We start from the raw sequence: 12,630 nt of genomic DNA, 5'->3' as shown, positions 1-12,630 counted from the left end.
CAGTCGACTCAGTCCGAATCGTAGGTGCGGATGAAATCGCGCTGGCGTTTGCTGCGAAGCAGCAGGTTGTCCAGGTGGACGCCGAGCGGGCGAACGATGTTGAGAAAGTTCCATCGGGCCGGGATGATCGCCCGCACCTTTTCGCGCTCGACGGCCTTGAGGACCGCGGCCGCCGCTTTCTCAGGGCTGATGCGTAGCCGCTGGGCGGCCTTTGTGGGCGCAACGTTCGTCAACCGCACCATCGCGGTGTCGACCGGTCCGAAGTACGTGATCGTCACCCCGACGCCGTGCGGGGACAATTCCATCCGTAGGCCGCGGCCGAGCATCTCGACGGCCGTCTTGCTCGTCGAATATGCGACGCCACCCACTGCCGGCAGCAGCGTTCCGTACTCGGTGTTCGCCGGCCAGCCCATCGAAGAAACCACCACGATGTGCCCGCGGGAGGCGATCAAGGGTTCGATCGCGGGCTGAATCGTGTTGAGCGTGCCGATCAGATTCACGTCGATGACGTGTTGCGCCTCCCCGGGCTTCAACGTGCGTATCGTCGCGGGCCGATGGGTGATCCCGGCGGTGCAGAAGACATAGTCCAACTTGCCGAACCGCTCGACGACGCGGCCCACCGCGGCTGCCATCGCTTCTTGGTCGGTGACGTCGGCACCGATGGCCAGGGCCGCCCCGCTGCGGCGGGCGGCGTCCTCATCGATGTCGACCGCGCACACGTGCGCTCCCCGGTCGGTGAGCAGCTTCACCTCAGCCGCACCGATCCCGTTTCCCCCGCCGGTTACCAGTGCGACGGCACCCGAGAAGTTTCTCATCGCAGGTTCCCCCACATCGATTCCCCGCCAATCGTTGACACGATGGACGATACCGGTTGTGGACGCGCCCTAGGCTCGAACGGATCACCCCGGCGCGACATCGGCCGGGCAGGCCTGCAAAGTAGTTGCGAACTCAGGAATCGGCACAGTTCCTTGGTGATTCGGCCCGCGGCCGCCCGCGGCTACCTATGCTGACGACAGACGCCGGCGTGGCCCCTCGGGCGTGGAGGATTGTGGTGGAAATCGGCTCGGACGCAGCGTGGTATGACGTGCCGACGGCGCCGCCGGTCTATCGGGGGATGCGTTATACCTCTTGCTATTTGATGATGCGCGATGGGACGCAGATCGCCGTCAACGTGTACCTTCCCGCAAGTCTCGTGACCGGCGCCCGCCTGCCGACCATCCTGCACCAGACGCGCTATTACCGAGCGATGGAACTACGGCGGCCACTGCGAACATTCCTCGGCGGCAGGCCCTTTCATCACATTCCTGCCACCGCGAAGTCCCGCAAACGCTTCGTCGGCAACGGTTACGCATGGGTGGATGTCGATGTACGTGGGTCGGGAGCATCCTATGGCCACCGCATATCCGAGTGGTCGGCGGACGAGATCCGCGACGGCGCCGAAGTTGTCGACTGGATCGTGCGCCAGCCCTGGTCCAGCGGAGCAGTCGGCGCGTTGGGAACGTCTTACGCAGGCGCCACTGCCGAATTCCTGCTCGTCAATCGCCATCCGGCCGTGCGGGCCTGCGCGCCCAGGTTCGCCGTGTTCGACGCGTACAGCGATATCGCGTTCCCGGGCGGCATCCACGGTGCGTGGTTCACCCAGACCTGGGGTCGCTTCAACGACGCGCTCGACCGCAATTGCCCGCACGAGGTCGCCGGCCGGTGGGTCAGGCTGCTGGTGACCGGTGCACAGCCAGTTCAAGGTGATCACGCCCGCTCGCTGCGCGCCGGAGCCATCGCCGCACACCGCGACAACTACGACGTCCACGAACAGGCTTTGTCGTTGACCTTCCGCGACGATCTGGCCCCGTCGGATCCGCACCTCGAACTCGCCGGGCGGCCAGAGCCGAACGGCGCGCCGGTCAACGAAGCCGGCAGTATCAACCGGTTCAGTCCACACAGCTACTGGCATGACGTCGAGGCATCGGACGCGGCGATCTACAGCTACGGCGGTTGGTTCGACGGGGCGTATCAGCATTCCGCGATCAAGCGCTTCCTCACGATCTCCACGACTGGGAGCCGGTTGATTCTCGGCCCCTGGAATCACGGAGGGCGTTGGCACATCGACCCTTTCGACGAACCCAGCAAGTCGAGCTTCGATCATGACGCCGAACTCATCCGCTTTTTCGACCGTCACCTCAAGGACAGCGATACGGGCATCGATTCGGAGCCACGGGTCCATTACTTCACCATGGTGGAGGATCGGTGGAAGTCAGCCGACACCTGGCCTCCGCCAGCCACCACGTTGAGCTACTACCTGCTGGCCGACCGCGAACTAGGGTCCGACCCGGCGGATTCCGAGGCCGGCGTGGATGCCTACACGGTCGATCACACGGTCGGAACCGGCGAGCACTCCCGCTGGCGCACCCAGGTGGCCATCGGGGAAGCTGTCCGCTACCCCGACCGCGTCGCCCAGGATGCGCGGCTACTCACCTACACCTCGCCGGCCCTCGACCGACCCGTCGAAGTGACGGGACATCCGGTCGTCACACTGTTCGTCAGCTCCACGGCCACCGACGGGACCTTCTTCGTCTATCTCGAAGATGTCGATGCCCGCGGTCACGTCGCCTACGTCACCGAAGGTCAGTTGCGCGCCTTGCACCGGCGGCTCAGCGACGCGCCGCCGCCATACCGCCAGGTCATCCCGTACCGGACGTTCAACCGCGCCGACGCACAGCCACTCGTCCCCGGTGAGATCGCCGAGTTGAGGTTCGATCTGCTGCCGACTTCGTACCTGTTCCGGCCGGGGCATCGCATCCGCGTCGCCATTGCGGGTGCAGACTCAAGCCACTTCGCGATCCTTCCCGGCCCACCGCCGACCATACGCATCCATCGCACCAGGATGCACGCCTCTCGCATCGACCTGCCGGCAGTACCCCATTAGCGCCCAGGGTTTTTCGCAATCCACTCGATGGTGAAGCGCTGAATGACCGGTATCCCCTCGGGTAGCGTCACTGAAGGGGTATTCCGTTCCGCTGGTCGAACTCAACCCGCCGTAACGACCCGAGAGACCTTGCCGCAGTGGGATGATCGTGACATGGCGAACGACAGTTCGAAGGATCGTCGATGTGCTCGTCACCGGCAACGGCGGCGTGGTCGGCGTGGACCGACCCTCCGCGGTGGCCGGGAGGCATCATCGAAAACGCCACCATCGACGGTGATTTCGCCGTCGGCGCCAAGGTCACGGTGAAGGCCACCGGCGGCCCGACCACAAAGGCAACGATCACTGAGGTGGACCCACCCCGGAAGTGGGTGGGCGTCTCGAAGTTCCCCGGTCTGACGTTGACATCCGAGCACCTGATCGAGCCCACCGACGCCGGCACGGTGTCGACCGAACGCGTCACGATGAGCGGCGTGCTCGCAGCAGCGACCGCACGGTTGATCGGTCGGCGTCTTGAAACAGATTTCGCCGCAACAACTTCACGTATCGCCCGGCTGGCAGAAGCCTCTCGCGAGCACTGAACGGTTGCGTCACCGCGCCAGCTGTGCGATGTGCCCGCCGAGAACAAACGCCGTCAGCAGAAAAATCACTATTGCCGGAACGGTGAGCGCGAAGGAGTCACCGACGCGCCGGTGCGCCAGCACCGCTAGGACCATCATCACCAGGAAGCCGATCGCGGCGGCGATGGCCAGTGGTCGCCAGAACAGTCCGCCGACGAGGCCAATGACACCGGCCAGTTGGCAGTAGCCGATGAACCGACTCCGCGCCGGCGAAAGACCGAGCCGCTGCCCGTTCTTCCTGGCCTCCTCCAGGTAGAAGATGTTCAGTACGGCCGCGACTCCCAGGTATATCGCCAGAGCGATGGTGACAACAAGAACCGCGATCGCCATCTGCCTTCTCCCCTCAAGAGCAGCACACCATCGCCATCACTATTCCAGATGAACGCTCACCGGGTATCCGAATCAGTGGGCATTGCAGTACCATTCGCCGTCGGTCACTGCGGCCAAAGTATGTTGCTAGGGCGTGCCGCCTTCGGAGCCCGGATCGGTGTCACCGCCACCGGCGGGATCGGGACCCGCTGTGCCTGTGCCTGTGCCTGTGCCTGTTCCTGGGTCAGGATCGGTCGTGCCGCCGGTCGAACCGCCAGTGCTCGGCCGCTTCCCGCCCAGAAGACCGGTGACGGTGTTGACCGTGTTGGTCACCACCCCGTTGATCGCAGAATGGATGTCCTTGAGGCCTTGGCGTACCGGCGACCCGCCGATGGGGCCGCGAATGATGTTCCGCGGCGCTGTGGTCGTCGGTGCACCGGTCGGCACCGGATCAGTGGTGGCACCTACGGGATCGGCCGGCGGTGGCGGCGGGGGTGGCGGCGGAACCTCCACGATGGGTGCCGGCGGATCATCCGGCACCGTTGCCACCTGAATACTGTTGTTGCCCTGAGACTCCGCCCCTGGAGACAGCTCCCCTACCGTTGCGCCCAATGGACTAACGGCGGGCCCCGGTGGCGGATCCACCGACTGGGCAGCCTGAATCATGTTGGTCTGGTTGAGCGCATCGAGGTTGTCCTCGGTCTGTTCGAAAGCATCCGCCAGCGCCTGGAGGTCGGCGAACCACTGAGACGGCCCCGGAATCAGCCTGAGATGCACTGGCTCATCCGGATACTTGCCATCAGTCGGACGGTCATACCCCATCTCGATCATGGCCCTCAACACCGGATCCAACGCTTCGACCACTTCTTTGGGCACACCCAGGTCCAGCAGTGGCCGGGTCAGCGGCAGCTCGCCAACCTTGTTCTTGATCACGACGTCGACGATGTTTCCGTTCTTCGTGATGATGTAGTGGTCTGGCGCGTTGTCGATTTCCACCTGGCTGATATTGCCGTCGAGGTCCGTGTCCAGATCGTTGATGTTGACATCTTGGTAGTAACCATTGTGCACATAGACGAAGCCCAAAGCAGCGTTTGCCCACGCCACCGGATTCATCACGTACTTGGGCACGTCGGAGGCGCCGTCGTACTGCTTGCTGATCTGAATGACCTGCGGCGCGTTCGGATCGGTACTCGGATTGGTGGAAGCTCCGAACCTGAGACCGATCAACGGTACGTAGACCGCCGCGGGAAGCCGCGCCCAGAGGCCGCCGTCATTGCGAGCTCCGTTGCCCAGCATGACAAACGTGACCTTGGTCAGGTCTACGTCTGGATCCCCCGGGCCATTCGTGGCGTTCTCGTGCTGTATCTGAGCGATGACGTCGGAAGCAGCGTTGGCGCCCTGGGAATAGCCGACGACATAGACTGCCTCGCCTGGGTTTTGCGTCTGTGCGTGCTTGATGGCCTGGATAGTCTTCGCCGTTGCTTCGGCTTTGGATTCCTCATAGGGAAGGCCACCGGTCAAGATGCCGAAGTCGCGCGAATAGTTGATGTGGACGTTGTTGGCACATGAAGAAACCGCACACTGGTCGTACTTCCCGGCGACAGCGTTCTTCATCCGGTCCGGCAGCTGGGAATCGTTGGTAGGCAGGATGTCCTTGGTGCCGTCGATGAAGATGCTCGTCGCCGCCAGGAGCCGAACCAGGGGGGCAGTGGAGTCAATGGCGTACGTGAAGCCGAAGAGGCTGGCGAGTGGAATCGCCACGCTGGCCGTCACGTATGACGCAGTCCTTTTGTTCGCGACTGGCTTGTTCACGGTCGTCTTGTTCGCGACCGTCTCGACCGTCTCGACTTTTCGATGTTTCCCCATGGCGTCCTCCGCCCTGATATGTGGAACCGTGGGCGAACAAATCGGCCCAATTCTCTGCGTAGCTTAACGCTCCCCCACCACGCGGTAAATGACTCAGTGCACAATTCTGCGATTCGCATGGCAAATACTTGAGTACGCAACCTTCAGTCCAAGTGGCCATGCCGTGTCGATTCGCCCAGCGCCACTGAGAAATCAGCGAAGCATCGGCCGGGCCCCGGGGCGCGCATCGATATCAGCACGGTGAAAGACACTGGTGTGATATATCTTTGCCGGTCCGGACCGCCGCGCGGTTGGCATCTGTCAGCACCAGAGAGGCCTACCTGGTTGCTCGCGCAACTATTAGCCAAGAGCCGTGATGCGCGGTCCGAATGGGATCTGCCCGGCCACAGCGCGAGAATCTCAAAGCAAACCTTCTGTTTCAATTATTGACGCCATCAGCATTTCGTCCGGTTCGCACACTAAAGTGTTTGACAGCCCGCTTTCGAGAACTGCCTCCGAAACGCAATCGATGTTCGGGTCTAGCTGTCGTTTCCTATCCTTTCTGGCGTTGTATCCGGGTACGGTGTGATCGTGGGTGCGGAGCAATTAGACGCAATCGTCGTTGGGGCCGGCTTCGCCGGAATGGGCGCGGCGATTCAACTCAATCGCGTCGGATACGACAAGATCGCGATCCTCGACCGCGAGGACGACCTTGGCGGGACTTGGCATGTCAATCGCTACCCGAGGCTGACAGTCGATATCCCGACCACGACGTACTCGTACTGGTTCGAACCCAATCCGTACTGGTCTCGGCTGCACGCCCCCGGCGCCGAGCTGAAGCGCTATGCCGATCATGTGGCAGAGAAATATGATCTGCGCCGTTACATGCGGTTTGGCACCACCGTGGAAGGCGCTCGCTGGGATGAGGACGCTCAGGTGTGGCGCGTCGCGCTCGCCGATGGAGCCACGCTTAGCGCCCGGTTTCTCATCACCGCCACCGGGTACCTCTCCCAGCCCCGAATCCCTGACATCCCAGGCATCATGAGCTTCGCCGGCAAGATGATTCACAGCGCCAAGTGGGATCACAGTTATCCGCTCGAGGGCCGCCGAGTCGGCATCATCGGTACGGGAGTGACAGCCGTGCAGCTGATCCCCGAATTGGCCGAAAAGGCCTCCGAGCTGACTGTCTATCAGCGCACCCCGATTTGGGTTGTGCCCAGGGTGGACTTCGCGATCCCGCCGACCGTGCAACGGCTGTTCGCGCGGTTCCCGGAGTTGCAGCGCCTGCTCCGGTTGGTCACCGACGCCATTGCGGAGGTCGGCATCTTCACTGCCGTGGTGCACTACAACTGGTCCAAGCCGCTGAACATCGCCGCGGCGAAGGTGTCGAAGATGCACATGTTCACCTCGATACGGGACAAGGCGCTGCGTCGAAAGCTCACCCCCGATTACGATTTCGGCTGCAAGCGCACGACGTTCTCCAACGTGTACTACCGAACCTTCGCTCGGCGGCATGTGCACCTGGAGACAGCCGGGATCGACCGGATCGAAGCCGACGGTATCGTCAGCGCCGACGGTCGCAAGGCACTCACCGACACCTTGATCCTCGCAACCGGCTTCGACCTGTGGGACGCCAACTTCCCGGCGATCGAAGTGGTGGGCCGCGGCGGGCGCAATCTCGGAAAATGGTGGCGGGAAAACAGGTTCCAGACCTACCAGGGTGTGTCGATCCCGTCGTTCCCGAACTTCCTGAACCTGGCGAGTCCGTACGCCTTCACCGGGGCATCGTTCTTCACACAGACCGAGTACCAGATGCGGCACATGGACCGACTGTTCGGTGAGATGCGTCGACGGGGCGCCGGAACCTTCGAGATCACCGAGGAAGCGAGTGGACAGTTCCTCGCGCGCATGTCCGACCGGCTTGGCGACATGGTGTTCTTCCGAGGCAACTGCGCCTCGTCCCGGTCGTACTACTTCCGTGGCGACGCAACGATCACCCGACCGACCTCGCGGCGCAATGCCATCCGCGAGTCGATGCGATTTCCGTTGACGGACTATCACTTCACCTGATCACTTCAGAAGGCGTAGCGGTGGAATTGCACGATTCCCCGCAGCGCCGGAGTGTGAGACGCCAGTTTGGCGAACCGCTGATACCCCAGGGTGAGCCGTTGCACGGTCTCGGCCTCGAACACCGAAATCGCTGCCGTCGAACGAACTCCGGGCACGAGCGCAACGATCTCGTCCGGACCATCCACCGCCCACCCCAGCTCGGAGCCCGACCAGCGCACCACCTTGTTGGACTTCTGCTGTGCCCGCATTCCGAACCGATTCCAGAAGTCCAATTGCAGCTCTCCGGCGGGAAACCGGTCGACCACCCGGCGCAGCAGACCGATCCCCTCATCCGGCGGAAGGTACATGCTCACTCCTTCAGCGAGCAGCAGCGCCGGACGATCCGTCGGGATCGCGTCGAGCCACGCCGGGTCGGTGACCGAACTCGAGACCAGGTGGTAGTGCTTGCGGGCGGGATAGAGCCGCTCACGGAGGGCGATCACATCCGGATAGTCGACGTCGTACCACTCGACATCGGGACCCGAGTCCAGCCGGAAGGCCCGGCTGTCCAAGCCGCAACCGAGATGGAGCACCACAGCGTGAGGATGGGCGGCCAGGAATCGCCCTGCCCACAGATCGAATTGGGCTCCACGGACAGCGATCGAGGTCACCTGGCGGCGGCGCTGCCGCAGGACGGGACTCTTGGCCCAGTCGTAGTCGAGTTGGTCCATGAGTTGCTTTGCGTAGGTGTCTCCCAGCACTGGTTGTGCGGAATCGGCATCCAGCGCCTTGGCGTACACCATGTCCAGCATGGTCTGCGGCGGCCCGCTGAGATCGACGTGAACCTTTGCAGTCATTGGTAGAACCACCCTTCAGTGTTGGTATTCCAGCGCGGCTGCGCGAAGCAGCGAGAGAATCAACTCCATCGACCGCTCCGGCGCGTCCGCATCGACGTGGTGCTCGAGAACCAGCTCGCCGCCGACCACTCCGAACCCATAGATGTCGATCACCGCGGAGGATGCCCGATGGAACTGGGATTGGAAGCCGACGATTTCCACACCCGGCGGCGTGGGCATGGCTGCGACGTTGCCGATGTTGGTGGACAGCACGACATCGGCCAGACCGGGGACCGTGCCCTCGTATTGCAGATTGAAGTGCAGCAGTGATTGCTGTACGACGCCGTCGGCCAGGTCGGCCTGCAGAAGTGCCGCGATGTCACTGGCCAGGTCAATCATGCTGGTGTCCGAGGTGATCTGGGCCAAGTATGTGGCCACACCCAACGCGAGAGTGCATCCCGTAGGCGTCACCGGAGGCTCGAGCAGCGGACGCAGATTGACGTTGTACACGTAGGGAATTGGAATATGCGGGGTTTCGCGTACCTGCCACTCGGCGAGCAGGACGGCGGCAGACACCAGGTTGTTGACGAAGAGCCGGTGTTTGCGGCCGAACCGCGTCAACGCCGTCGTCTCCGCCTTGCTCAGCCGACCACGTGCGGTCGGAACCGCGACCGGTCGCTCGAACTTGGTCATGCTGGTCGATCGCCGCGGTGGCAGCTCGTGGGCGAACATCGCCGGAATGAACCGGTCGAGTCCGGACCGCTGCTGCTTGCGGATACCTCGCTGTTCGAGCAGTACCTCGATCGGCTCGGGGGCAGGCTGTGGGCAGACCGAGCCGGGATCACCGGTGGTGACGATGTTGGTGTACCTGGTGAGCAGCTCGAAGAGGAGTCCGGCGATGTGGTTGCCGTCCGCGAGACTGTGATGGACGTACAGGGTGAGTTCGACGCGACCGTCGCCGGGCTGCACCAAGAGATTGATCAGTGAAACGCTTTGGTCCAGTTCCATTCCCGGGCCTGGTCCGTCTTCGTCGGCGATCCACATCCCTGGATGGAGCAGATCGTCGGCCAGAATCTGGAACCGGCCATCCTTGCCCTGCTCGAGGTGTCCCGCGTACACCGGGTATATCTCCAGCAGCGTGTCGAACGCCATTGACATCGCGCCGACATCGAACGGACCGGTCAGGTCCAGGGTGACAGAGGTGAATGTCTGTGTCTCCGCGAAGAAGTCCTCGCTCGGTGCCAGCTTTCGAATGACGGATGTGGGAAACACCATCACGACTCCTCGAAGGTCTGCGCTGTGAGCGGGTTCTCAGCCACGGGTGCTGGCCCGTCGATAGCCGAACACCATCGGCACCACGCACGCGATGATGACGCCGCCGGACCAGAGCAGGGTCCCGACGAGGGGGTTCAGCACCGGGCCACCGAGGGTCAGTCCGCGCATCGCCTCGGTCGCATAGGACAACGGTTGATGTTCGACGAGTGGCTGGACCCATTGCGGGTATTGGGCCAACGGCACGAAGCCGGTGCAGAAGAACAGCAACAGTGCCGACACCAAGGTGATCACCTCCACCAGCGTCGTGGTGGGCCAGAACACGGCTACCGTGAGCGCCAGCATCGCGAAGGCCATCCCGAACAGCATCGGCACACACAGCCACGCCAGGCCGGCCCACCAGCCCTGCTCGAGCCGCATTCCCATCAGCACTCCGACACACAGCAGCACAAAGGAATTGATGACAACGCGGATCGCTTCGGAGGCCAGCCGCGCGAGCAGTCCCGATGCCCGGTGTACCGGCACCACCCACAACCGGGCGAGCAAGCCGTTGGCGCGTTCGGACGTGATCCCGACGACACCGACCGAGGCGCCGTTCATCGCCCCGATCAAAGTCACCAGCGGAACACTCCCGTACAACGCGCTGTGGCCGGTCACCGACGAAATCGCATCGCCCAACACGATGTTCATCACGACGAGAAAGAAGATCGGCAATGCCAGCCCGAAGACGAAGGTCATCGGATCACGTAGTAGGCGGATCAGTGATCGCTGGGTCTGTATCCAGGTCTGCGGGATGAGCACGCGCAGCGAGTTCTCCCCGAACCGTCGGTCGAGGACAGGAAACTCGGTGTCACACAGGACGGCAGTGCCGGCGGGGGTGTCGTGGTCTGCCACAGTCATCGCGACCTCCTCAGCAAGAGAATCAGCGACAACGGGACCATCACGGTCGTCACGCCGACCAACCAAGCGACCGACGGCCCGATAACCGACCACGTCACCTCACCGGCGCCGGGGGTCGAGTCACCGCCCAATGCGCGCAATGCGTAAATGAATTGAGATATCGGCTGGTTACGCACGATCGGCTGAATCCATTCCGGGAAGTGCTCGGCGGGCTGGATACCGACCGACAGCAGCCCGAAGATCAACTGCGGCAGCATCAGCCATTGCGTCGTCGCTTCCGGATTGCGGGAGAAGCTGCCCAGCAGGTCCGACATGAACGACAGCACCATTCCGATGAGAAGCAGCAGCACACAGAACGCCATCGCGTGCAGCAGACCGCCGTAGAACCGGAACCCGATGACATAACCGGTGGTAAGGGCGGCCGTCGTCCCAACCGCGCAACGGTAGACACCGGCCGACATGCGGGCGACCAGCGGTGTCAACGGCGAGATCGGCATGGAGCCGAATCGGCGATTGATGCCCTTCACCGAGTCGGTCGCCGCGTGGAGCGCACCGGTGATCGCCGCGAACGAGATGCCTTGCAATGCGATCAGAGGCATCAGGAACTGCGCATAGCTGCTCATCCCCGACCTGGCACCCATCAAGTTGTTCAACGGGATGTACCAACCTGCCGCGAACACCACCACCGCGACGATGGTGGTGGCGACGTCACCGTTTCGCAGCGTCGGTGCGACCAGCCGGTGGGTGAGGACCCACCATTGACGCACGGTCGATGGTGCGGGCCGGGCCGCAGCGAGCGCAGCCGTCATGACATCACGTCCGCGCCACGCTCTGATCGGCGATCGACGCGGTGTCTGCCTTCGCCGTTACCGTTCGTCGAGGCGACCGCGACATCGGCGGGCACACCGATGGAATCCTGTGTCAACGCCAGGAATACGTCATCGAGTGAGGGGCGCCGCAGCGCGATGTCGGTCAACTCGATATTCGCGGAGTTGAGCCGCGACAGCGCCTCGACAAGGGTGCTCGGACCGCGCGGCGCCGGCATCGCGATCCGATCCGATGTCGCAGTCAAGGCAGCCCGGTTCTGCTCCGGCAGGAGCGATCCGAGCGCTTCCGCGACGGCAGGCAGATCGTTGAGATCCCGCGGAACGATCTCGCAATAGCTGCCGCCGGTACGCTCCTTGAGTTCATCTGCTGTGCCTTCGGCGACGATCACACCATGGTCGATGACGATGATCCGGTCGCTGAGCGCATCGGCCTCCTCGAGATACTGCGTTGTCAGCAACGTGGTGATGCCGAGGTTTTTGAAGCCGGCCACCAGATCCCAGATGGTCTGCCTGCTCCGCGGATCGAGCCCGGTCGTCGGTTCGTCGAGAAACACCACCTCCGGCCGAACCACCAGCCCGCACGCGATGTCGATCCGCCGCCGCATTCCACCCGAGTACGTGCCCACCCGCCGATCCGCCGCCGTGTCGAGATCGAAGGTGTGGAGAAGTTCCTCAGCCCGTGACCGTGCCGCGGGCTTGCGCAATCCCTGTAACCGCCCGAACAGGAGTAGGTTTTCCCGCCCGGTCAACACGTCGTCGAGCGCAACCTGTTGCCCGGTGAGCATGATGGATCGCCGCACGCTCGCCGGAGCCGATGTCACGTCGAATCCGGCGATGCATGCGCTACCCCGGTCCGGCCGTGTGAGCGTCGACAGAACGTCGACCATCGTCGTCTTGCCGGCACCGTTGGGGCCGAGCAATCCGACCACTTCGCCCCGGCCAACTTCGAAACTCACGTCGCGCAACGCCTTCACTGCGCCGAACGATTTGCTGATTCCGCTGACGATCACACTCGCGTCGGAGGCAGACGATCCGTTGTGCTGCATGAGGTC

At 63.2% G+C, this 12,630-nt stretch carries 11 protein-coding genes; 3 read left to right on the top strand and 8 right to left on the bottom strand.

Annotated features, from left to right (window positions below; all coding sequences use genetic code 11):
• Positions 1-8: 8 nt before the first annotated feature.
• Positions 9-815: an SDR family NAD(P)-dependent oxidoreductase gene (locus tag ABQF30_RS09990; protein WP_448462832.1), complete on the bottom strand. Its 807-nt coding sequence runs from the start codon at positions 813-815 to the stop codon at positions 9-11.
• Positions 816-1,114: 299 nt separating this feature from the next.
• Here ABQF30_RS09990 and ABQF30_RS09985 point away from each other — a divergent pair, with 299 nt between their 5' ends.
• Both ABQF30_RS09985 and ABQF30_RS09980 read left to right on the top strand, forming a co-directional pair.
• Positions 1,115-2,923: a CocE/NonD family hydrolase gene (locus ABQF30_RS09985; RefSeq protein WP_448463584.1), complete on the top strand. Its 1,809-nt coding sequence runs from the start codon at positions 1,115-1,117 to the stop codon at positions 2,921-2,923.
• Between the two features lie 182 nt (positions 2,924-3,105).
• Positions 3,106-3,501 (top strand): SRPBCC family protein, encoded by a 396-nt coding sequence (locus ABQF30_RS09980; RefSeq protein ID WP_448462830.1) that lies wholly within the window; start codon positions 3,106-3,108, stop codon positions 3,499-3,501.
• A 9-nt stretch (positions 3,502-3,510) separates the two neighbouring features.
• Here ABQF30_RS09980 and ABQF30_RS09975 read toward each other — a convergent pair whose 3' ends face one another.
• The gene (locus ABQF30_RS09975; RefSeq protein ID WP_448462828.1) at positions 3,511-3,870 is read right to left on the bottom strand and encodes a DoxX family protein; all 360 of its coding nucleotides are present in this window, start codon (positions 3,868-3,870) and stop codon (positions 3,511-3,513) included.
• Between the two features lie 126 nt (positions 3,871-3,996).
• Positions 3,997-5,622, bottom strand: coding sequence for a PE-PPE domain-containing protein (locus tag ABQF30_RS09970; protein ID WP_448462826.1), 1,626 nt, complete (start codon positions 5,620-5,622; stop codon positions 3,997-3,999).
• Positions 5,623-6,285: 663 nt separating this feature from the next.
• Between ABQF30_RS09970 and ABQF30_RS09965 the strand changes: the two genes are divergently transcribed.
• Positions 6,286-7,764, top strand: coding sequence for a flavin-containing monooxygenase (locus tag ABQF30_RS09965; RefSeq protein WP_448462824.1), 1,479 nt, complete (start codon positions 6,286-6,288; stop codon positions 7,762-7,764).
• Between the two features lie 5 nt (positions 7,765-7,769).
• Here ABQF30_RS09965 and ABQF30_RS09960 read toward each other — a convergent pair whose 3' ends face one another.
• The 5 genes from ABQF30_RS09960 to ABQF30_RS09940 are packed head-to-tail and all read right to left on the bottom strand — an operon-like array spanning position 7,770 to position 12,624.
• Positions 7,770-8,600 (bottom strand): class I SAM-dependent methyltransferase, encoded by an 831-nt coding sequence (locus ABQF30_RS09960; RefSeq protein WP_448462822.1) that lies wholly within the window; start codon positions 8,598-8,600, stop codon positions 7,770-7,772.
• 15 nt (positions 8,601-8,615) lie between these two features.
• Entirely contained in the window at positions 8,616-9,854 is a 1,239-nt protein-coding gene (locus tag ABQF30_RS09955) for a phthiocerol/phthiodiolone dimycocerosyl transferase family protein (RefSeq protein WP_448462820.1), read from the bottom strand.
• 36 nt (positions 9,855-9,890) lie between these two features.
• Positions 9,891-10,751 (bottom strand): ABC transporter permease, encoded by an 861-nt coding sequence (locus tag ABQF30_RS09950; protein ID WP_448462818.1) that lies wholly within the window; start codon positions 10,749-10,751, stop codon positions 9,891-9,893.
• Positions 10,748-11,560, bottom strand: coding sequence for an ABC transporter permease (locus ABQF30_RS09945; protein ID WP_448462816.1), 813 nt, complete (start codon positions 11,558-11,560; stop codon positions 10,748-10,750). Before ABQF30_RS09945 ends, ABQF30_RS09950 begins: the two co-directional genes overlap by 4 nt.
• Positions 11,557-12,624, bottom strand: a complete 1,068-nt coding sequence (locus ABQF30_RS09940) for an efflux ABC transporter ATPase subunit, DrrA-related (RefSeq protein ID WP_448462814.1) — start codon at positions 12,622-12,624, stop codon at positions 11,557-11,559. The genes ABQF30_RS09945 and ABQF30_RS09940 overlap by 4 nt, the downstream gene beginning before the upstream one ends.
• Positions 12,625-12,630 lie beyond the last annotated feature (6 nt).

The sequence above is a fragment of the Mycolicibacterium sp. XJ870 genome, from assembly GCF_053483975.1.
The sequence above is the reverse complement of the archived record's forward strand: the minus strand, read 5'-3'. Positions and strand labels throughout refer to the sequence as shown.